Raw genomic sequence first — 22,899 nt, 5'->3', positions numbered from 1 at the left:
GGCTCCTATACTCGCCCAAGGGCAAAACCCTTGGCGATATGATTTCGAACAAACCAAATAACGATAGCGCCAGGCACGATCGTGAGCACACCTGCGGCAGCCAGAACACCCCAATCCAGGCCAGATGCAGAAACCGTGCGTGTCATCACAGCCGCGATAGGTTTTGCGTCCACGCTTGTGAGTGTGCGCGCAATCAGTAGCTCAACCCAACTGAACATAAAGCAAAAGAAGGCTGCCACGCCGATACCTGAACCAATAAGCGGCATAAAGATACGCACAAAAAATGAACCAAAACTGTAACCATCAATTTGTGCGGTTTCGTCAATTTCCTTCGGCACACCCGACATGAAGCCCTCAAGTATCCATACAGCAAGTGGTACGTTGAACAAGCAATGCGCCAACGCCACAGCAATGTGCGTGTCGAATAAGCCAATGGAACTATAAAGCTGGAAGAAAGGCAGCACAAACACCGCAGGCGGTGCCATGCGATTACTGAGTAACCAGAAGAACAGATGTTTGTCGCCCATAAACCGGTAGCGAGAAAAAGCGTAAGCGGCTGGCAGTGCAACCGAGATAGAAATGATAGTGTTCAAGACCACATAAATCGTGGAGTTGATGTACCCTGAATACCAGCTTGCATCGGTTAATATAGTTTTGAAATTGGCAAGCGTCGGCTCCTTGGGCCACAAGGAAAATCCGCTTAGTATTTCAGTGTTAGTTTTCAGCGCCATCGTCAGCAACCAATACAATGGTAGCATCAGGAAGATGATGTAAAGCATGGGTGTTATGCGAATACTCTTAATCATGCTTCAGCTCCGTCACGCGCTGTCATAACCGTATAAAACACCCAACTCAGCAACAAAACTATAAGGAAGTATACCAACGAGAAAGCCGCTGCCGGTCCGAGGTCAAATTGACCAATCGCCATCTTGACCAGATCAATCGACAGGAATGTAGTCGCATTACCAGGACCGCCACCTGTTACCACAAATGGCTCGGTATAAATCATGAAGCTGTCCATAAAGCGCAACAAGACCGCAATCAACAGCACCCGCTGCATTTTTGGCAACTGTATGTACCGGAACACAGCCCAGCGCGATGCGCCATCAATTTTAGCCGCCTGATAGTAGGCGTCCGGTATAGAACACAGGCCTGCATAGCAAAGCAATACGACCAAACTGGTCCAGTGCCAAACATCCATCACAATGACGGTAATCCAGGCAGACAAAGATGATTGTGTATAATTATAATCAATACCCATCGCCGCCAGTGTATGGCCAAGAAGACCAATATCTGCACGGGCAAAAATCTGCCATATGGTACCCACCACATTCCAGGGAATAAGTAGCGGCAAAGCCATCAAAACAAGGCACACAGAAGCGCCCCAACCACGCCGCGGCATCGATAGTGCCACCCAAATACCAAGCGGAATTTCTATGGCAAGAATAATGCCCGAGAATAACAGCTGTCTACCTAATGCATCATGAAAACGATCAGAGTTCAGAATTTCAACAAACCACTCACTGCCAACCCAGAAAAATTCATTGTTGCCAAAGCTGTCTTGTACCGAATAGTTCACTACAGTCATCAATGGAATAACAGCCGAAAATGCAACAAGAAGAAACACCGGAAGTACTAAAAACCATGCTTTTTGATTGACCTTGCGCTGCATTAGCTGACTCCCTCAATCAATCGGCTATTTTGATATACATGCGTATGCGCCGGATCAAACTTGATGCCCATAGTACCAATAGGCACATGTTCATTTTCAGGAACAACGACAGCAAGAGTTTGCTCACCGAGTTGACATCGGGCAATTTTATGTCGCCCGACATCTTCAATAGAGTTGATGTGCACATGTATGTCACTTTTGTCGGCCGGTACAAGCTTCAAAAACTCTGGTCGGATACCAATTTCAACATCCCCGCTAAGCGCACCATAACTTTGAGTAAGCTTGATTGTCATAGTGTCTATAACTGCATCATTACCGTCCACTTTTGCAGGTAAAACATTCATACCTGGCGATCCTATAAAATAACCGACAAACGTATGTGCAGGCTTGGCAAACAGTTCTTCAGGTGTCCCTATTTGCACAACTTCGCCATCATGCATAACAACAACTTTGTCAGCGAACGTAAGCGCTTCAGTCTGGTCATGCGTGACATAAACCATGGTGAACCCAAACTGCCGGTGTAATTCCTTTAGCTTGGTTCGAAGTACCCATTTCATATGAGGGTCAATAACTGTTAGCGGTTCATCAAACAAAATAGCGTTCACATCAGACCGCACAAGGCCTCGACCCAGAGAAATGATTTGTTTCATATCAGCGGAGAGCCCAGAAGCACGATTATCGAGCTGATCACCAAGGCCGAGCATACCCGCGACTTCGTCAACGCGTTTGATAATCTCTTTTACAGGTACACCACGATTTCGCAGAGGAAACGCAAGGTTTTCACGCACAGTCATCGTGTCATAGATAACCGGAAACTGAAAAACCTGTGCAATATTACGCTGCGACGTGTCAGTTTCTGTAACGTCCTCTTCACCGAAAAGTACACACCCTTCGCTTGGCTTTAGAAGACCAGAAATAATATTGAGAAGTGTTGTCTTACCACACCCTGATGGTCCCAAAAGCGCGTACGCTCCGCCGTCCTCCCAAACATGGTCCAGTTGTTTAAGAGCAAAATCCGCCTGGCTCTTTGGCGACTCAATATAAGAGTGAGCAACATTTTTAAGGTGTATTGCTGCCATTTATGCCGCCTCTATCATACAGGCTTCACCCGACGCATCAAAAGTCAGAAAATTCCTTGGGTCCACATACACGGAAACACTATCACCGGCACTATAATGATGCACACCGTGCACAAGCGCAGTCCACTGCAAACCGGATGCATTGATATGCAGAAATGTCTCAGAGCCTGTTATCTCGGTTGTAACAACAACAGCCTTTATCTTTAACGCATTATCATGCGGTTTTTGCAGCATAAGGTGGTGTGCACGAAAACCAATCTGGTATGTGCCGTCAGCCAACACATCGGCACTTTCGTACGTAGTATCAATATCATCTATTTTCGATACGAACCCGGAACGTTTCACCCAAGCCGTATTTAACGGAGGGTCGGAAAAAGTTTGTGCGGCCTGTATTGTTCTTGGTGTGCGATATACCTCGGGCGTTGTGCCGACTTGCAGCAATCTCCCCTCATGCAACAGTATAGTTTGCCCGCCTAGCATAAGCGCTTCCTCGGGCTCAGTTGTCGCATAAACAACAATAGAGCCTGTTTCCTTGAAAAGCTTAGGCAACTCAGCGCGCAATTCTTCACGCAGCTTATAGTCAAGATTTGCCAGCGGTTCATCCAACAACACCAACTCGGCTTCACGAACCAACGCGCGAGCAAGCGCAACACGCTGTTGCTGACCACCTGAAAGCTCAAGCGGCTTACGTGACAACATTGGCATCAATCCCATTAAGCTTGCTATCTTTTCAACGCGAGCCGCAATATCTGAGCGCGACACGCCGGCAACCTTTAGAGGCGAGGCAATGTTATCAAAAACCGTCATACCGGGATAGTTAATGAATTGCTGATAAACAAAGGCAACACTGCGCTTTCGCACAGGAATACCGGTAAGGTCGGAACCATTAATAACGATGCTACCCGAGGTTGGTACATCCAGGCCTGCCATAATGCGCATTAATGTCGTTTTGCCTGACGCAGTAGGACCAAGAAGAACATTAAACGAACCAATATCAAAAGTGGCAGATACATCAGAGAGATGCATTTCATTACCTACCTGAACATTGATATCTGATAGTTCAAGCGCCACAAGGTCTCCCCTTCTCTCTACCTGCTTTTGCAGAATACTGCGTTAGCTATAAGCTAACGCTAGAAGGGTTTGAGGCAAGGATCAATCGGTTATCGTTTACACGCAATTTCCCAATCGATAGATATTTCGCCTGTTTTTTCAATAATGTTGGTACTGTGCCAGTTATAACTTGTGTCTGTTATGTTAAAAAACTCAAGGCGACTAAGAGTTTCTTCACCATCGGCGTCCTTATATTTTTGTTCGAATATCAAACGATCATCTTTTCCACCGCCAATCCACTCACCTGCATAATAGAACTGCTGCCCAAGAAAATACCATACATGCCATTGTTTGGTTGAAGGGTTATAAAACCGCTGGCTGACAGGCGCTGCTTCGCCGTATCTGAATTTATCACGGACAGCGTATCCGTTCATATCGTATTCCCAAGTCCATGTAGCCTCAGATTCTGTAATCTGCTTTGTTTGCGGATTAGTGCGTTTTTGCGTGCAATTGTATGTCCCGATAAACTGATCAAACACTCGCGCTTCTGCATCCTTTTGTTCAGGATTAGGTCGGCCATACGGATGATTTTCACTAGGGTCATACGGACCAGCTTTCGCGATACCGAATGCTGCATCGGCAAAACCTAATGTCAATAATGTTATAAAAGCAGCCGTATTCTTTAAGGGCATGAAAGAGCCTTCCTAATATATTTTCCATCTACTAGAAATATATCACCGACAAAGATAGAAACAGGCATCATGAAAATATAAAAAATAAATTCTTTTTTACTTTCAAATAGTAAGGAAGGGCTCAACAACCAAAACAAGTTTAACTGGCGATCTCTGTTCGCACATATCCACGGTAAATCATCTTAAAAAGCGATGTACCATCTTCAACCTTACGGTAATCCCATCCATAAAAATATGGAGCCTTATCGGAAACATAGAAGCTGATTATGGAAGTGCGGCTGGGTGCTGCGGTTTGCACTTCCAGTACATTATAGCGGGCGCCTTTTGTATCGACAACTTCTGCAGGCCCAATAACTTTAACATCCAAAAATTGAATACCACCCGCACCCGATTGCTGATACGCATTGAGGCGCATACCTTGACCCGGCTTCAAATCCATAAAGGGCAGCACAAAAGGCAATCCTCCAAAATCAAAGACTGAATTATCAATTTTTACCTTTTCTGTTTGTGCAGAACCATCTTCCAGGAATACCGTTCTTTTCATCGCTTCCGAGCTAACGCCGATAAAGTTGTATAAATGGTCCCATTCGTCACTGCCTTGACCTGCTGGTAACATGCGAAACCGTAAACCACCTGTTTTCTTGTCCATGATCAGCAAATCCAGATTGGGTACACCATCTCCGCCTTCTTCTTCGCTCGTAAACGACCACTGCATCCATTGTGCCGGAATGCCTTTGTACATTACATCCGATACATCAATATATGTAGCAAGTTTGAGTGGCCCTTCAGGCGACTGAAAAATGCCATCATAAGCAACGCGAAAGTTTCCGATCTTGTCGTTGTTCAACTTAATCTCACCTGCAGAATACACTGGCCATTCTTCTGCGTTGGCGAAGTTTTCTATTGAAAGCCGCGTTTGCGCCGATGCAACGTTACCTACCCCACAAACAACAATCCAAGACATGAATACTGCATTTCTGAAAGTATGGAAAAATTCTAATCTCATAGAAATAGTCCTTATTTATGAACGAAAATCAATGGAACGTAACTTGGAGGCATCAGCTTGAATCAGCGAATAATACCGTCCCAAGAAATAACACTTGTGTCGTTTGCATATTCAATTACATGCGGCATGCCAGGCTCAGGAATTGCGGCAATATAATACACACCGCCCGACCCATCACGACCGGAAGGGTATATATCGCCGTCCGTCAGATTCAACCAATGAGCTTCCACTTCCCAGACATCAATATCACTACGTTGCCCAGCAGCTATCTTCCGCCTGCTAACAACGGTTACCTCAATCCAGTAAACACCTAAATTAGGAATAATCATCGGTAGCGTCGCTGAATAGCCCTGCTTTAATGGTAGTGCTGCAATTGTTACGCCCGCGATTTGACCATCAAACATTGGAATAGCTTTGAAGCGACTTTGGCCTTTTTGCTTCCGCCCGTCAGCAAATGTTACGTCAGCCGCAAACTCCGTTTCAGTAAGATCGTAGTACACTTTTGATGGCTGACCTTCTGCCGGGTTTTGGAACAACAACTCTAAGCTTAGAACTTCTAATGTTTGCCTATCCAAGGTACGTATACCACTACCATTCAGTACGCCGCCTGTTGTCACCGTTTGCGTATGCAACCAATTGCCGTCTTCATCCAGTGATAATGTTTCTTCAAAAACCACTGGCGTGCTGACGAATTGACCCTCGTCTCTTACTAATTGTGTCCATTTTGCTGAATAAGGCTTTAGACGATCAGAATTGACATCGCTCGAACCGACAGGAACGCTATAGCAAGCCTGTGTTTGATAACAGACATCCTTATGGTTTTCAGGGTATTGCACAACAGCCAAGGTCTGAGCATTGAAACTTGTACAAAGCACTAGACTAAGCATAAAACTAAAAACAGTAATACGTGAGGTTGCCTGACTTGAGATCATAAGAGTTCTTTCCGTGGTGTATTAGATCCACAGAAATGCTGACTTACATGACTATATAAACGAAGTCATTCGTTCTCAAAAAACCTCAAAAAAACATTTAATGCTTGAACAAATAATCAAAAATCAAAGAATACCTCGTTTTTTGATCGTCATATCGACATTCTTTGATATTGGATCTTCCCTAAATTCATCAAACCTTGGGTCAACCTGATAAAAAAGCACACCGGACTCTCCACCACGCATTGCTTGTTCTAGAAAATGTGCAGTCTGGTCATATTGCCCGCATTGGGCCATAAATGCCGCCATTTGCGCAGACGGAAACTGGCCAGCTTCAACACGAGGTTTCAATCTCTCTGCTATCTCACAAAAAATAGCTCGGTAAGCAGCTTTATTATCAGTGTACGCATCAATGTCTAATTTATCAGTATCCGCTTCTTTTTTGTGCTCGGTCATACTCGGTAGAATAGACATAAGTATATCAAGAGCTTCGCCGTGTCGCCCTAACCTTTCCAGCGCAGCAACCAAACCAATCTGCGCCCAATTATGCCCTGGCGATAACTCCAGCACCCAGTTACACGCTGTTACAGCTTCTGTATTTCGCTTTGCAGCACCCAGATACCAACATCGATCTGACGTTATCGACATAGATAGCGGGTCAAGCTGTACCGCAATATCTGCTGCACTTGCTGCAGCAGTTGCATCACCAGCAGCAGCTAATGTGGCAGCACGCCAGGAATGAACAACAGCGTTACCCGGTGCTAATTCCACCGCAATATCAAATGCACGCTTCGAACGTTCAATATCCCAGTCATGATAAAGGAAAATAAATCCACGCACTAATTCAGAATGCACCGTTGGGCCAGCTGCTATCCTGATCTCTTCCGTCAAAGTTAATGCTTGCGTATATGTATCAGCAACAGGAAACCCTTCCCGCCCAGCAAGCAATGCCAGTGTTAATGCCTTGCCTCCTTTGGCATCAACAGAATTAGCACTCAGGCTTAATGCCGTATCAAACCACTTCAGACTATCTTTAAGTGTTTCAGGGTCACCAATTTGAAATGCACGCTGCGCACGCACCATCGCATCATAATAGGCAGGCAAATGTTCTTCATAGGGCTGCGGCATCTGAGTAGCATTAGAGCCAAACAACTTCGCAGACCACCGTGCAATCTGATCAGACAGATCAGACAAGCTTTTCACATCCAGCGTATCGGCGCGAAAGATTTGATGATCAAATATGGTGCCTGCTTTTGCATTGATCACATTTGCGTCTAACTGATATGACCCTGAAGGCTGGGGCGAAACACTGATAAACAAGCTATAATCAATGTTTAACTGCGACATGCTTGGGTCGAGATCTTTCCATAAACTGACACCATTTAATGTTTGTATAATCTCAAGGTTTTCACTTGCAAGCCGGTCAACAGTCCCTAACCGCAGAGCATATTGAACGATACTATCCAGTTCGCGGTGTGCATCTCCCTCAATCACCACAGGTGCAACATAAATACGCGTAAGCTTCGGTGTATCCTGCATCCAATAAAATAAACCAGCAATCACCAGCAGCCCACATGCAACAAGTGCCGTGTATCCATGATTAAATACATCCGATTTCTTAGAGCCATCTATTGTTACATCAGCAACAAATTGATACCCGCGTTTAGGTAATGTTTTAATGAACTTGGGGTCACGGGCTGTATCACCAAGTGCGGCACGTAGTTGGTTAACACAAGCGTTCAGGCCATGCTCAAACTCAACCGTTGTACCATTATCCCATATCCGGTCTTGTATATCCTGCCGGGAGACTGTCTTCGGTGCATTTTCAAGCAGAACCAACAACAAGCGTGCAGGTTGAAGTTTAAGCGGCACACTTTCACCGTTTCGCCATAGCTCAAGCTTCTCTTTATCGAAACAAAAGTCACCAAATATTATGCGTTTTCCCATGCCCATTCTAACTTTTATTTCTTGTTTATCAGCGGCAATATTGTATCATGGTCGTAATTTGCACCACATAGCAACACCACATTTACCTGACCCTCACATTCTTCCTGTATAGCTGTAAGACCTGCTAATGCTAAAGCCGCCGCACCTTCTACAAGTTGATTTTCTAAATTGGCCATCACACCTACAGCACTTGCAATCTGGTCTTCCGAACAATGAACCACACGGTCAATTACAGACATTGCCAGAGGCAATGTCAGGCTGCCCTCGTCAACACCGCCAGCCACACCATCAGCGAGGGTTTGTTTATGTTCAGTTTCAACAACTTTACCAGCTGCGATTGACGCAGCAAGAGCACAAGAATGATCTGCAGCGACCCCTATTACTCTTGTTTTAGGGGAGTGCGTCTTAAGAACAGCACCTATACCACTAACGAGCCCACCACCGCCAAGGGAGATAAAGATATTATCGATATGATCGGCTTGCTCTAACAGCTCAAGGCCAATGGTACCTTGCCCGGCAATAATTTCATTGTCGTTATAGGGCGAGACATAGATATGGCCTTTTTCTTCCGCCAGTGCTCGGGCATGTAGCTCTGCCTGCCCTGACTCTGCACCAAAAAGCACAACGTTTGTGCCCATGGACTGAATAGCTTCAAGTTTTGCCCGTGCAACGGTTTCCGGCAGCACAATTGTGAGCTCTTGTCCAATAGCGGTAGCTGCGCGGGCACAAGCAATACCGTGGTTACCTGACGAAGCAGTAATGATAGGCTGCTTATCTGATAAGGACGTCATTTTTGACGTTGCGCCACGAATTTTAAATGAGCCAGTTAACTGGAAATTTTCAGCCTTGAAATGTAAACCACCTTTGCAGCCAGCAGAGTTTTGCTGGGAAGGTAACAAAGGGGTTTCATATATGTAGGGCTTAATCCTTGTACGTGCAGCTTCTGACCGCACTGCAGAATCTGACACAAGCTTGCCCGCGCTGTGGCCATTGGCAGTATTTTTCATTGCTTACCCTTTTCGCGTTGTACACTTTGCACTACCTTGCAACAGAATGGCTTTTAAAGCGCTTAAAAAGCAACTAGCTTTTCGCTTATTGCAACACTCCAACCAGATCGGAATACAGCTGTGAAACCATTGAACGCTCTTGTTTTCGGCAGTGTAACTATTGATATCATCACTTCAATTGCATCCCAGGCAATCGAGCGTGTCACCATGCAAAACGCGACAACATCATTTTTGATGCTGGAGCAAGGCCGTAAAATAGAAGCTGATAAAATCAGCACATTCATTGGTGGTGGCGCTGCAAATGTCAGTGTTTCAATGGCACGGCAAGGTGTTTCTGCACGCATACTGTCTCTTACCGGGCGCGACTTAAATGCCAAGAAGATCAAAGAGCGCTTGCTGGAAGAAAATGTAAACACCAATACATTAATCTCAATTGACGGATATGATACAGGTATTGGGGTATTGATTTCTGCACACGACCATAATGCAGCAATCTTTACACATCGGGGGGCTAATACGCGTTTAAATGAGCAAATACTTATCGACGCACCGTTTAATGGCAGCGATCTTGTTTATATTGCCCCACTTTCAGACGACAGCGCAGACTGTTTCCCTTCAATTGTATCAAAAGCAAGGTTAGCAGGCTCTTTCATTGCCACTAATCCAGGTATTCGGCAGCTAAGCTCACGGCCGGAAGACTTCATGCGCGTCATTAACGACGTTAACTTGCTTACGCTCAACAAAGTGGAACTACTGGCGCTATTTCCTTATTTGGCCGATAAAATCACCAAACATACCTCGCACGCAGCTACTAGCGGTGACAAACCTTTACCTAATCTTCTCAAAACCGGGTTAAAAGTTGGCGCACTTTCCGCATCCCTTGTTGATACAATAAATGCTATTTTAAGTGCTGGCGTTACATATGTTGCAGTTACAGACGGCGCAGACGGCGCCTATCTGATGAACAGTGAAACCATCTATCATGTACCGCCTCGAAAAGTGAAACTGAAAGGCACAGCAGGCGCTGGGGATGCTTTCGCATCCACGCTTGCGGCGCAATTAGCCACAGGGATTTCTCCTGAAAAAGCATTAACACGCGCCAATACCAACGCAGCCTCTGTTGTCACTGAAACAGATACAATGACAGGGCTGATGCATAGAAAAGATATCGAAGATATTGATGTCTGCCAGGATATCCAGATGTGGCCGGTTAAATAAAGACAGCATCCAATGATTGGTAGCATAGCAAAAGAACCTTGCGGGCTATTCATTTGCGTGGTTAAAGCATGCGAAAACATAGCGTCAACTGTGCTTGACGTAACGCTAAATCGAACCACATGCTTCAAGTATAGCCGCCAACCATACTGGCTGCATAATCAGATCGCATTATTCGCTGGAAGAGTAAGCCATGACAGATATTTCAAAAACGACAGACGTAGAATATGCATCCATCAATGCTGCGTTAGAAGCGTTTTCCAAGGGTAGCTTTGTTATTGTAACAGATAATGAAGACCGCGAAAACGAAGGCGATCTGATCATTGGCGCTGAATTTGCCACTGAAGAAAACATCGCATTCCTGCTGCGCCATAGTACAGGTATTGTTTGCGTGCCTATGCAAGGAGAGCGTCTCGAAGCGCTTGAATTAGAGCAAATGGTGCAAAAAAACACCGATGCACATGGCACTGCGTTTACCGTAACAGTTGATGCAAAAGCAGGTACCACAACTGGCGTATCCGCAGCTGACCGGGCAGCAACAATTCGCGCACTTGCAGACGAAACACTGACCGGTGAGGACTTTCTACGTCCTGGGCATATATTCCCGCTGATGGCACGCCCTGGTGGTGTACTAATGCGTGCGGGTCACACCGAAGCTGCGGTCGATCTATCATTATTGTCAGGCATAAAGCCTGCCGCGGCAATTTGCGAAATGATGAATGATAAAGGCGTTATGATGAAAACGCCTGAACTGGCTCAGTTTTCCAAAGATCATAATATTCCATTTATCACTATCGGCCAATTAATCGAATACCGCCGTGCACGCGACAAGCTTGTCGAACGCATCGCTGATGACATCGTAGAGACGCGTTACGGTAAACTACGCGCAGTCCAATATATTTCGCCGATTGATGGCACACGGCATATGGCATTTGTAAAAGGTGCACCAGACAGGGAAAAACCAACATTGGTAAGAGTACACCGTTTACGTGGTATTCTTGATCTGATTGGGTACAAGTCAGACATAGTATTAGATAGTTTCGATCTGGCAATGCAGGCAATCATGGAAGCCGAGTGTGGCATTCTGGTTATGCTTAGCAATCAGATGGATTATGAAGCCACGCAAAGCGTGTTTCCTTCCAAAGAAGATGTGGCAAACCATCGCAAGAAAGCCTCTGAGGGCGGTACAACCAAATCATGGCGCGAAACCGGCATTGGTTCACAAATCATTCGGGATTTGGGTGCACGCAAATTGCGTATTCTGGCAAGCAGTGAATATGTTTACACAGGCGTTCACAGCTTCGGCCTCGAGATTGTTGATCAAATTCCTCTCGTTGAAGCCTGATAAGCATGTACTGACAACAATACATTTGCCTGCGTCAACCGGCTATGTGATGATATTGACGCCATTATACGCGAGAAAGCTTTAATACATAAAATCAGGAGACCAGCATCATGACCAGCAGCAAACTCGATCGCTTGCGCGCAAAATATGATGGCAAAGGCGTTTTCGATAATCAAAGCGAAAAATACAAAGATATTGCCCAACAGATTGCTGGCGATGAACATGATGGCTCGCGACCAAAACCATACAGCGGCATCTCCACATTTATGGACCTGCCTGAACAACAATCAATGGATAACCTTGATGTTGCTGTAATTGGCATACCAATGGACCTCGCTGTATCCAATCGTCCAGGCGCCCGCTTAGGGCCACGCGCTGTGCGTGATATAGAACGTATTGGTCCTTATAACCATCAAACAGATGTTATCCCATCAGCCATGTGCCGTGCTGCCGATGTGGGCGACGTACCCTTTCGCTCACGCTTTAGTCTTGATCAAAGCATGGAAGATATCGAGGCTTACTACAAAGACATCAAAGCAAAAGGCATAATACCCTTATCTGTTGGTGGTGATCATTCGGTCACCTACCCAATTCTCAAAGCATTAGGCGCTGAGGAACCTGTTGCACTCATCCATATCGATGCACACTGTGATACAGGCGGCGTTTTCGATGGTTCGAAATTTCATCACGGTGGTCCATTCCGCATGGCAGTGTTGGACGGTGTACTTGACCCCGAAAAAACAATTCAGATCGGTATTCGCGGCGCAAGTGAGGTGATTTGGGAATTTTCATACGAGTCCGGTATGACGGTTGTTCATATTGAAGACTTTATGAAAATGGGCGTACCTGCATTAATTGACAAAACCCGTGACCTAATCGGCGATATGCCAGTGTATGTATCCATTGATGTCGACGGATTTGATCCGGCCTATGCACCCGGCACTGGAACGCCGGAGGTTGGTGGCTTGCTACCACGCGAAGGCATTGATTTTTTAAGAGGCTTAATGGGCATGAACGTCATTGGTGCCGACGTTGTTGAGGTTGCACCTATGTATGACCCAACAAGCAATACCGCGCAATTAGGCGCTCAGTTACTATTTGAAGAATTTTGCCTGATCGCAGAGGCACATAAGCAACGCAAAGCATAAGACAACACATTTGTAACACCCGACCAACGATCTCAGGTATTACTTAAGTGCTTAAACTTCTATGATATTGATGGCGGTGTATTGCGGCAATCCTTACACCTGAACTCAATAAGACTTCCGTCTTTATGAGTAAAATACATACCAAGCCAATTGCCATCTGTGCCGTATATTGAATTAATGTCCAGCTCACCGCGCACGTTGTATATGTTAGCGTCATCATACTGGAGTTTCCTGGGTGTAATGGTGTTCTCACCTTCAGGAACAATGTAAGGATTGATCGAAACCTCGTTTAATTCACCAGTTAATGTGTTGTACAAAAGCTCATGATTAATCACATTTTTATCCCAGTGATTTGTAGTAAAAAGCTCCTGGGTTATATGATTTTCAATCTCATCAGTTTCGATATGGAATCCGCCAGCATTACGCACTGCCGCAGTGGACCATTTTTTGCCATTATCATCAATGTAAGCTTTAAGGCTCTTTAGTTCGCCGTCACGGTATATTTCCTTTGAAACATACCAATACCGATACGCGGTAATGAACAGGAATTTCACCTTCATTTTTGTTTCAGCAATCACGTGAAACTCGCCATTTATTTTTGCAAAACAAACACGGTGAGTACCGATTTCTTTTCCTTTACGGAAAATTTCGTACTCATTTACTCCTTCGGCAACACTGCATGTTGGCTCTGGGTCAATGATTGTAGGTTCTAATGCTAAAACAGGGGAAACATGAACAGTGATAAGCAGTAAAATTACTGAAAAAAGTCGATAATTTCTCATTAAATGTACTCACCATTACCTTTATTAGTACCCACTTTATTTTCTACGTGGTGCATTCCGTTTGGTTCATTCGAACAAATACGTATAAGATCAACCTATATACTCTTAAGTGGCCTCAATAGTTTTTCATGTTTAGTTTTTCGGCCACTCACTCGCTTGCGCCATAAACGAAAACTCGCTGGTTTTAGGTTTTGCCTCATGATTCTTATCACACCGGCTTCAGTAATACCTGTCTGTTTCAGGATCGTTTCGAAAGAAGCCTGATCGTCCCAAGCAAGGTCGATAATTTCACTGATTTCTTTGGTTTTCATATTGACCTAAGTATTTATTAGCGAAGAACAATAATAAATACGAAGCAGACTATGCATTAGGTCATAATATTTTAGCATTTAAAGAAAATAATGAGAAACCACCAACTTAGAACCAAAACTGCCCAGTTATACGATAATATTCAATCAATAACGTATCATGATCTCGTTGCGCTTGCAGCAAACGAAACTTACTGTTTGCCAGCGCTGTTTCTTGCGCATTAAGCCGAAAAACGTCACTTGCTCCCTGCAAATACCGCGACTGTTCAGCCACCTGTAATGTTTCAGCCACTTTAATTTCCGATGCACCAATAACAAGTTGCTGCTCGGTTATCGTCAACGCCTGCTGATTAGCATGAAGCGCAAGTTCAGCACGTTCTTCTCTAATACGAATTTCAGCTTTCAGAGCTTTTATCTTGGCACGCGCCGCCGCAATTTGACCACGGGCTTGCGCAAACTGCAATGGCACCCGGAGCGCCAAACCAACCTTATGATCCGTCCCCGCGCGGATTTCGTCTCCTCGACCAAAATCACGCCTTACTTCATAGTTAAATGTAAGGTCCGGTTGCTGATCATTTTCAGCTAATCGCTGCTCAGCAAGCAATTGTTGCATATCCAACTGCAGCGCTACAATATCAGGCCGGCTTTCATGAATGCGTTGCACAAGCTCAGCTACAGGAACACTGTGGTATGGGTCGTTCTGAGGCACCATGGAATTTGCGCCAACAACTGGCATTTTAGTTGCCCCATCATCATCGCGCAGGAAAAAGCCCAAACGCGCTTTTTGCTCTAATACGATTTGTTCAGCTTTCAAAAGCTGACTTTGACGCGTAAGCAACAATTGCTGATTTTCATCTCGCGTTATTTCAGCGAGTTGTCCCGCAGCAATTGATTTCTCAATATCTTCGACACGCATCTCTGCAATTCTGAAAAGCTCGAAATAAACATCTCTAATTTGCTCTGCATACAGCCAGTTTACAAACGCTGTAGCCGCATCTGATTTAATATTAATCGTCTCTGACTGAGCAGACTGGACTACCTCATTTACTTTTAAACGCGCATTGCTTAATCGTAGCCTTACAGGGTCAATTGTTCGGCCGCGGAGCAGTTCGATACTGGCCCCTGCTCTGAATTCACCGTCATTATTTGTAAGATACTGGTCCTCATAAACAGGCAATCGACCTTGTGATATGCTGTAGCCACCATAAACTTCCGCGTTGAGACCAGATAAACGTTGCTGTACTTCAACGTCTCCAACCTGACCACCGTAAAAACCAGTTAAACGGCCACTGTATCTGGCAGCAATGACCGGATCAAAACCACTAGATGCTGAAAGTTCATTTGCTTCAGCAATAATAATATCACTTTGTAACTGGATTATCTGAGGCGCGTGAACATCTACTGAGTGCAAAACATCTTCTAAGGTTGTGCCAATTCCGTTTGCCCGCAACATAGAAAACATCAGCTTTTTTGAGGCAGCTGGCGCCTGATATGTTTCCTCAACTACAGGCACTAATGAGAGCGGCTCGTCTTCTAATGAGCTTGACTGACCAATTGCTGTCAGGGGCGTACCCATTATCGTGGCTAAACCAATTAGAAGCTTAAATGAAAATTTCATCGCTAGTACGCCCCACTCGTGCCAGAGTCAGGCTGCGCTATATTAGCAGGAAACTCGGGCGGGAAGTTATTCAACTGACGCCACAGTTCGTAAGCAACAGACACCTCATCAAGCAATACCCATCCACGCACATTTGTGCCAACGCGGAGAATATTATTCGGTGGCCATGCAGGTCCGTCACTTGACCGCTTAACAACAACACGAAACAAACCGTTGGGCGCTGCAATAGGGTCAACATAGGACACTTCACCAGAAAAGGTTCCAACAGCTACAGATGGCCATCCACTAAATTGCACAACGGGCCATCCCTCAAATTGAAGGCGCGCGGGCTTACCAATAGACACTAGGCTCGCATCACGTCCGTCTACGTATATTTCAACAGCGCTCTCGATATTATCTGGAACGAACTGCGCCAACCTATCACCAGCCTTCACAAAGGTAGATGTGCCGCCAGACATTACTCTTGTAATCACACCTGCACGCGGCGCTAGCAACTCCTGGCTGCCTTCACGCGACAAGGCCAGTTCAGCGCGGTTCAGGTCATCAGCTGCACCTTGAGCACGCACTTCAAAATTTGCGAGCGCTATTTGTGCTTGCTCCATCTCCAACCGAGAAACCAAACCATCTGCAAGTAATTTTTCTTTACGTGTCGCATCCAACTGCGCTGTTCGCAGTGCTGTTTGCGCGCTTGCAAGCCGCTCACGTGCCAGGCTCAATTGCGTGTTGAGACGTTCAACCAACCGCGGGTCGTTATCAACAATCAGTGCAATCGGATCTCTTGCTTGCACACGGCTACCTTCTCTAACGTACCACTTCGCGATACGACCAGGAACAAGCGCACTAATCGCTTGCTCGCGGTCAGAAGGATCCAACGCGACAATCTTTCCTGCCCCTTGAATGGTTTGAACCCAAGGCACAAACGTGATGAACAACACGATACACACAGCAATCAAACTACTGATAATAGCAAAAACCCGCATTGCTGATGGTATTCGATGCTTTTTCAGCACCGACAACATGTGCAGTTGGCGTTCGTCATACTTATCTTCGAACGAATAGCTTTTCATGACTGCACCTCATTTGAACCAGCTTCATGCAATTGCTCATTAGCCAACAATTCTTGTGTTGAAAACTCATCGAGGTCATCTAGCTTTCTGATAATAACAACACTGATCTGACGTTTTTGTCGCAATGCTTTAACCGCAGCGTTGATATATTCCGGAGCGACCAAATCATATACATCAGTCAGCAACAATAGGCGCGGTGCATCAACTATTGCTGCCGCAAGCTTAAGTCTTAATGCTTCCTCAATGGCAAGAGGCCAGCCACTTGGTGCAATAATGGTATCAATACCCTGTGGCAGAGAGTTTACACGATCACCAAGGCCGACAGCCTCAATGGCCGCATGTATCTGTGCTCGGTCAATTTCAGGATGACCGTGCTGTACATAAGAAAGTAACTCCATCTGTGGCAAGGTTGGTCGATCAAGAACACGTACCTCACCATTCAACGTTTGATGGTGCCAATCTTGAACATCAACCCCGTCGATTTCCACCTGCCCAGACGCAACTGTTATATGGCCCTTTAGTACTCTTGCTAAAGCACGCCGCTGAAACGGAGAACAATCAGCAATACGAACGGACGCACCAGCATCCATAGCAAAGCTAATTGTTACATCATATCCAGAATCAATAATTCTCGCGCTTCTGATATTAACCTTGCCGCCGCCAGCGGGTGTCATATCAGCACGTGCTGGCAACCGCGAGGGAATGGCACGAATACGGTTTAATTCTTCGGCTGCGGCGCACAGGCTATAATATTCTTTCATATAGTGGCCTAACAGCGCAAAACCGCTAAAGATGGCTGACAAAATCAATTCGGCGGCCACTAATTGCCCCAGCGATAGCTCACCAAGAATAACCAACCAACCACCAAGGCCAAGCAGTGCGGCGCTCGCAATTGCATATAACAATAATAAGGTAATGAGCTGCCTGAAAGTAATCCGGAAGTATTCTTTCATCATGTCAACATGATGCTGAATAACATTATTAGTTTTGCGAATAGCATCGTCACCATTAGGACCGGCTTTAAAGAAATCCGCATTGTGAGATAACGCTTCAATCCAGCTAGCTGCGTCGTATTTGGCTTCACTCATATGGAACGCATTTTCTGTTGCGCGCCAGCCCCAAAGCTTCCAGACGGCATAAAGTAGCGAGATTAGAACAGCGTTGAACAATAAAAAGATCGGATGGTACAAACTTGTAACGGTAAAACCGATAAGAGCCTGAAAAAGAAAAGAAAACAAACCAATCAACAAGGACGGCAAAGCCTTTTTGACCGTCATAATATCGAAATATCTATTAATAAGATCGTCCCGCCGACGCTGGTCAAAAAAGGACGTTGGTGAATTTACAATCTTGAGCGCAATCTCAGATGCAAGACGCGAGAAAACGCGACGCTCAAACAACTCCAAAACATACTCACGTGCTGCGTAAAATATTCCTGCGAGCGCAAGTAAAGAAAACAAAGTTACCGATAGTATGATGACAGGCTGCAACAGAGCCGTGTTTGCTACCTGGTCTATCAACATCTGAATTGAAATTGGCACAGCAAGTGTTAGCAAGCTTATGAAAGCACTTAGCAATATAGCAAGTCTATAATAGGGCGTCTCTGGTGAAAGGATGCTCCGGAATATATGCCTGAAAGCATCTTTATGCGGGAAGTGACTAGCGGTTTTCATAAGACGAAACCAACCTTTTTCTATAATTACAGACACGTTAACACAACAAAAGCCGCGCTAGCAAAAAAGAGTAACTAATACTCTGCAGTCGAAATAATCATTTTATAAAAACTTTCAATGATTATATTTAAATATAGATAAAAACTATCACTCTTTTAACAAAGAGGTATGACACGAATTAAGTGTCAACAAGATTAAAAAGCCAGGATTCTTCCACGAACACATCTCAGTAACCGAGAACTGATCAGCGCTTAAAACAGGAAAACTGGTCCGTTTAATGAGAGTTACGTGGCGTTTTGCTAACCAGATTAGAAAAGCTTGGCATCGTTTTAAAAGTAGCCCCTTCACTCAGCTCTGTAACCTCTTGCTGATAAAGTGCCTGCCAGTATGTTTGCGGTGCTGGCATATCGCTGACTGCTGTGACTTTGCGTTGCGCCAAGTCATCATCACTCACTAGCAGGTCAATGCGACAAGCGCGCAAATCGATCTGCAAAACATCTCCATTTTGTATCAACGCAAGACCACCGCCTGAAGCAGATTCAGGTGACATATTCAATATAGACGGCGCACCAGAGGTACCACTTTGTCGACCATCACCCATTGTCGGCAACTCGGTTATACCCAGGTTCATCAATTGGCTCGGCGGCTGCATATTCACCACCTCAGCTGAACCAGGGTAACCCTTTGGCCCAACACCACGCATTACGAGAATTGTATTGGCATCAATTCCAAGAGATGGATCGTCTATACGGTGATGATAATCTTCAGGACCTTCAAAAATCACTACTTTGGCTTCAAAAACATCTGGTTTGTCAGGGTTCTGCAAATACCGCGCTCGGAATGTGTCTGTTATTGCTGAAGCTTTCATAATCGCACTATCAAAGAAATTACCAGACATAACGATGAAGCCTGCACGCTCGGCTACAGGGTTGGTAACTGGCCTGATCACCCGTTCATCTTGTGTGCTAACATTTTCAAGGTTCTTTCGCACGCAACTGCCACTAACGGTCTGTGCATCACCTTCTATAATACCCGCCGTCAATAGAGCTGCCATAACAGCTGGTACGCCGCCTGCACGGTGATATTCTTCAGACAAATATTCACCAACCGGCTGGCAATTAACAATCTGAGGTACATCCGCACCCGCCCGTCGCCAATCATCCATAGACACATCAACACCTGCATGAGCGGCGATCGCATTTATATGAATAGGCGCGTTTGTTGATCCACCAATAGCGGCTGTAACCTTAATCGCATTCTCAAAGGCTGCTTTTGTCATGATGTCTGTTGGCTTCAAGTTTTCCCAGACCATGTCAACGATGCGTTTTCCGGTTTTATATGCTGCTTGCTGACGTTCACGGTAAGGTGCCGGAATAGAGGCTGTTCCCGGCAACATCATACCAAGAGCCTCAACCAAGCTGTTCATCGTTAACGCGGTACCCATGGTATTGCAGTGTCCAGCTGATGGTGCAGAACCCGCCGCCATATCCATAAATTCGGCATAATCAATTTCACCTTGTGCATATTTGCGCCGAGCTTCCCATATAATGGTACCAGCCCCTACACAGCGCCCAAGATAATTCCCGTTCAACATAGGCCCGACAGACAGTGCAATAGAGGGCATATTGACACTCGCGGCACCCATCAGCATCGCAGGTGTAGTTTTATCGCACCCCGTGGTTAAGACAACGCCGTCAATGGGGTACCCATGCAATACTTCAGTTAATGATATACACTGAAGATTACGATCAAGAGCCGCAGTAGGCCGCCTACCTGTTTCTTGTATGGGATGAACAGGAAACTCGATTGGAATGCCACCAGCATCGCGAATACCGTCAGATACACGATCAGCCAAAATAATATGATGGCGGTTACACGGTGACAAATCTGAACCGGTTTGCGCAATACCGATTATAGGGCGGCCAGATTGCAACTCCTCGGCGGTAAAACCAAAGTTCAGATATCGCTCCAGATAAAGTGCTGTCATTCCCGGATCATCAGGATTATCAAACCATTGGCGACTACGAAGCGTATCTTTATTTTTTTTCATTGATATTTTTCACTTAAACGCTTTAGCACAGGCAGCCATGGCATCCTGCGCATTAGTAGATACTTGCTGAAGGGTCATGCCCGGTTTATACAAATTACTACCGAGACCAAAACCGGCAGCACCAGCTTGTACAAAGGCACTCATATTGCCCGGTCCAACACCGCCTACTGGGTATACCGGAATATGACTTGGCAAAACTGCCTTTAAAGCACTGAGCAATTCAACACCGTTAGGGCCAGCAGGGAAAAGCTTCAGTCCATCTGCGCCAGCATGAATAGCCGCAAATGCCTCCGTTGGAGTCATGAAACCCGGCAATGAGATCATGCCTAACGCTTTAGTTTTGCTGATAACATCAACGTTTGTATTCGGCGACACGACCAAACGCCCACCAGCAGCATGCACTTTCTCCACATCAGAAACGGTCAAAACTGTACCTGCACCTATAAATATATCGCGACCATATTCATCAGCGAGCTTCCGAATAGATACAAAAGGATCAGGGGAATTTAATGGCACTTCAATGGAGTGAATGCCTGCTTCAACAAGAACACGGGCAACGTCAATCACTTCTGTAGCTTTAACGCCTCGAATGATCGCTATAATCTTGGCACTCAACTGTTGTTGCTGGCTCATGTACGCGCCCTCACGCTAACTAACGCAGTAAATCATGTGTGTATTTCTATTTATCATATAAATGATATTAAAAAAACATCATAGAAATGCTATATAAATAGCGTAAGAAACAATCATTGTTCGCAATTCACCTTTAACACTGGGTAGTTCATGAGCGAAACCACAGATATTTTCATTATAGGTGGCGGCATCAACGGCGCTGGCATTGCAAGAGATGCTGCAGGTCGTGGACAAAAGGTAGCATTAGTCGAACAAACAGATCTTGGCGGCGCAACATCATCTGCTAGCTCAAAACTTATTCATGGTGGATTGCGTTACCTTGAGAACTATGAGTTTCGTCTCGTGCGAGAATCGCTACTGGAACGCGAGACGCTATGGAAAATTGCACCACATCTCATAACACCACTTCGTTTTATATTACCTCATCACAAAGGATTAAGACCTGCTTTTATCTTGAGATTAGGCCTTTTTCTTTATGACTATATCGGTGGTCGCAAGTTGCTGCCTCCGACAAAGCGCCTAAATCTTCTAAAAGATAACATCGGCACATGCTTGCGCGACGACCTGACTATTGGCTTCGAATATTCCGATTGTTGGGTCGATGATGCTCGCCTTGTTGTTCTTAATGCGTTAAGCGCAGCAGAAATGGGCGCAAAAATATTAACGCGGCATACATTCCTCGGCGCAGTGCAAAAGAATGGCCTGTGGAATATTGATGTTAAAACACCTGATGGAAGTATAAAGAACTATACCGCAAAAGTGCTTATAAACGCATCTGGCCCTTGGGTCGATAAGTCCCTCAACGCTTGCAATATAGGCCAGAAAAACACCCCAACCGTACGCTTGATCAAAGGCAGCCACATCATTGTTCCAAAGCTTCATGATGATAATCGGGCTTTGACATTTCAGCATGCTGACGGGCGGGTAGTTTTTGCAATCCCATATCAAAAAAAATACACACTTATCGGCACAACGGACACACCTTTTGAAGCTGACCCACGGAACGTTAAAGCTGACAGTGATGAAATAAAGTATTTATGTGAAATCGCGTCTGAGTATTTCAAGAAAACGATAATTCCAAGTGATGTCGTGTGGACTTATTCCGGTGTCAGACCGCTTTACGATGACGGTGCTAAAAATGCCTCCAAAGCAACACGCGATTATGTACTTGACCTAATAGGTGAACAAAGCAAAGCGCCCCTGCTTAATATATACGGCGGGAAAGTGACAACATACCGCTGCCTCGCCGAAGAAGCTCTCGAGAAAGTAAGCCCTTATATTGATTTGGAAAAAGACTCCTGGACCGCTGATACTGCTTTACCAGGGGGAGACCTTCCTGGGCGCCAAGACCCAGCTAAAGCACTCAACAGCTATATTGAAAAAATTGTAGAAGATTACCCCTGGCTTGATCAGGCCACTTGCATACGCATGGCTTGCGCTTATGGCACGCGCCTTGAGAAAATGATGATAGGCGTATCATCGCTGAACGACATGGGACAGCACTTCGGCGCAGGCTTATACGCCAAGGAAATAAATTACCTTATAAACGAAGAATGGGCGAAAACCGCTGAAGACATTTTATGGCGGAGAACAAAACTAGGCCTGCATATGTCAGAGCAAGAGCGTGAAACAGTTGCCGCGCATATCCAGCAGCAATCTCAAACTTAATCTCTATCAG

General features: G+C 45.4%; 20 protein-coding genes. 4 read left to right on the top strand and 16 right to left on the bottom strand.

Annotated elements, in window-relative coordinates; translation table 11 throughout:
- Window positions 1-5: 5 nt before the first annotated feature.
- The 9 genes from OEU88_RS13565 to OEU88_RS13525 form a co-directional block, all read right to left on the bottom strand.
- Entirely contained in the window at window positions 6-806 is an 801-nt protein-coding gene (locus tag OEU88_RS13565; RefSeq protein ID WP_262695741.1) for a carbohydrate ABC transporter permease, read from the bottom strand.
- A complete protein-coding gene (locus OEU88_RS13560; protein ID WP_262695740.1) occupies window positions 803-1,672 on the bottom strand; it encodes a carbohydrate ABC transporter permease in 870 nt (289 codons plus the stop codon). The genes OEU88_RS13565 and OEU88_RS13560 overlap by 4 nt, the downstream gene beginning before the upstream one ends.
- The gene (locus tag OEU88_RS13555) at window positions 1,672-2,751 is read right to left on the bottom strand and encodes an ABC transporter ATP-binding protein (RefSeq protein ID WP_262695739.1); all 1,080 of its coding nucleotides are present in this window, start codon (window positions 2,749-2,751) and stop codon (window positions 1,672-1,674) included. Before OEU88_RS13555 ends, OEU88_RS13560 begins: the two co-directional genes overlap by 1 nt.
- Window positions 2,752-3,777: an ABC transporter ATP-binding protein gene (locus OEU88_RS13550; RefSeq protein ID WP_394805273.1), complete on the bottom strand. Its 1,026-nt coding sequence runs from the start codon at window positions 3,775-3,777 to the stop codon at window positions 2,752-2,754.
- 134 nt (window positions 3,778-3,911) lie between these two features.
- Complete coding sequence (locus tag OEU88_RS13545; protein ID WP_262695737.1) at window positions 3,912-4,493, bottom strand: hypothetical protein; 582 nt, start codon at window positions 4,491-4,493, stop codon at window positions 3,912-3,914.
- Between the two features lie 139 nt (window positions 4,494-4,632).
- Window positions 4,633-5,499 (bottom strand): hypothetical protein, encoded by an 867-nt coding sequence (locus tag OEU88_RS13540; protein WP_262695736.1) that lies wholly within the window; start codon window positions 5,497-5,499, stop codon window positions 4,633-4,635.
- A 62-nt stretch (window positions 5,500-5,561) separates the two neighbouring features.
- Window positions 5,562-6,431: a hypothetical protein gene (locus tag OEU88_RS13535; protein ID WP_262695735.1), complete on the bottom strand. Its 870-nt coding sequence runs from the start codon at window positions 6,429-6,431 to the stop codon at window positions 5,562-5,564.
- A 123-nt stretch (window positions 6,432-6,554) separates the two neighbouring features.
- On the bottom strand, window positions 6,555-8,375 hold the full coding sequence (locus OEU88_RS13530) for a winged helix-turn-helix domain-containing protein (RefSeq protein WP_262695734.1): 1,821 nt from the start codon (window positions 8,373-8,375) through the stop codon (window positions 6,555-6,557).
- Window positions 8,376-8,389: 14 nt separating this feature from the next.
- Window positions 8,390-9,382: a pyridoxal-phosphate dependent enzyme gene (locus OEU88_RS13525; protein ID WP_262695733.1), complete on the bottom strand. Its 993-nt coding sequence runs from the start codon at window positions 9,380-9,382 to the stop codon at window positions 8,390-8,392.
- 120 nt (window positions 9,383-9,502) lie between these two features.
- Between OEU88_RS13525 and OEU88_RS13520 the strand changes: the two genes are divergently transcribed.
- The 3 genes from OEU88_RS13520 to speB all read left to right on the top strand — a co-directional run bounded on the left by OEU88_RS13520 (window position 9,503) and on the right by speB (window position 13,090).
- Entirely contained in the window at window positions 9,503-10,600 is a 1,098-nt protein-coding gene (locus tag OEU88_RS13520; RefSeq protein ID WP_262695732.1) for a carbohydrate kinase family protein, read from the top strand.
- A gap of 190 nt (window positions 10,601-10,790) precedes the next feature.
- Window positions 10,791-11,942: a 3,4-dihydroxy-2-butanone-4-phosphate synthase gene (gene ribB / locus OEU88_RS13515; protein WP_262695731.1), complete on the top strand. Its 1,152-nt coding sequence runs from the start codon at window positions 10,791-10,793 to the stop codon at window positions 11,940-11,942.
- A gap of 110 nt (window positions 11,943-12,052) precedes the next feature.
- A complete protein-coding gene (gene speB, locus OEU88_RS13510; RefSeq protein ID WP_262695730.1) occupies window positions 12,053-13,090 on the top strand; it encodes an agmatinase in 1,038 nt (345 codons plus the stop codon).
- Between the two features lie 59 nt (window positions 13,091-13,149).
- On the opposite strand, the gene OEU88_RS13505 is transcribed toward speB, so the two are convergent.
- The 7 genes from OEU88_RS13505 to OEU88_RS13475 all read right to left on the bottom strand — a co-directional run bounded on the left by OEU88_RS13505 (window position 13,150) and on the right by OEU88_RS13475 (window position 21,221).
- Entirely contained in the window at window positions 13,150-13,872 is a 723-nt protein-coding gene (locus OEU88_RS13505) for a DUF6134 family protein (RefSeq protein WP_262695729.1), read from the bottom strand.
- 95 nt (window positions 13,873-13,967) lie between these two features.
- Window positions 13,968-14,183: a TIGR03643 family protein gene (locus tag OEU88_RS13500; RefSeq protein ID WP_262695728.1), complete on the bottom strand. Its 216-nt coding sequence runs from the start codon at window positions 14,181-14,183 to the stop codon at window positions 13,968-13,970.
- Between the two features lie 106 nt (window positions 14,184-14,289).
- Window positions 14,290-15,798, bottom strand: coding sequence for a TolC family protein (locus OEU88_RS13495; RefSeq protein WP_262695727.1), 1,509 nt, complete (start codon window positions 15,796-15,798; stop codon window positions 14,290-14,292).
- A gap of 2 nt (window positions 15,799-15,800) precedes the next feature.
- A complete protein-coding gene (locus OEU88_RS13490; RefSeq protein ID WP_262695726.1) occupies window positions 15,801-16,865 on the bottom strand; it encodes an efflux RND transporter periplasmic adaptor subunit in 1,065 nt (354 codons plus the stop codon).
- Window positions 16,862-18,574 carry an ABC transporter transmembrane domain-containing protein gene (locus OEU88_RS13485; protein WP_262695725.1) on the bottom strand — a complete coding sequence of 571 codons (1,713 nt, stop codon included), beginning with the start codon at window positions 18,572-18,574 and terminating at the stop codon, window positions 16,862-16,864. Before OEU88_RS13485 ends, OEU88_RS13490 begins: the two co-directional genes overlap by 4 nt.
- 238 nt (window positions 18,575-18,812) lie before the next feature.
- The gene (locus OEU88_RS13480) at window positions 18,813-20,588 is read right to left on the bottom strand and encodes an IlvD/Edd family dehydratase (RefSeq protein WP_262695724.1); all 1,776 of its coding nucleotides are present in this window, start codon (window positions 20,586-20,588) and stop codon (window positions 18,813-18,815) included.
- Window positions 20,589-20,597: 9 nt separating this feature from the next.
- Window positions 20,598-21,221 (bottom strand): 2-dehydro-3-deoxy-6-phosphogalactonate aldolase, encoded by a 624-nt coding sequence (locus OEU88_RS13475; protein ID WP_262695723.1) that lies wholly within the window; start codon window positions 21,219-21,221, stop codon window positions 20,598-20,600.
- Window positions 21,222-21,371: 150 nt separating this feature from the next.
- On the opposite strand from OEU88_RS13475, the gene glpD reads away from it, so the two are divergent.
- Complete coding sequence (glpD, locus tag OEU88_RS13470) at window positions 21,372-22,889, top strand: glycerol-3-phosphate dehydrogenase (protein WP_262695722.1); 1,518 nt, start codon at window positions 21,372-21,374, stop codon at window positions 22,887-22,889.
- Window positions 22,890-22,899 lie beyond the last annotated feature (10 nt).

This window comes from Kordiimonas aquimaris, from assembly GCF_025574485.1.
In the GTDB taxonomy this organism is placed as follows: domain Bacteria; phylum Pseudomonadota; class Alphaproteobacteria; order Sphingomonadales; family Kordiimonadaceae; genus Kordiimonas; species Kordiimonas aquimaris.
Note: the sequence above shows the minus strand (reverse complement) of the source record. Positions and strands in the feature narration are given on the sequence as shown.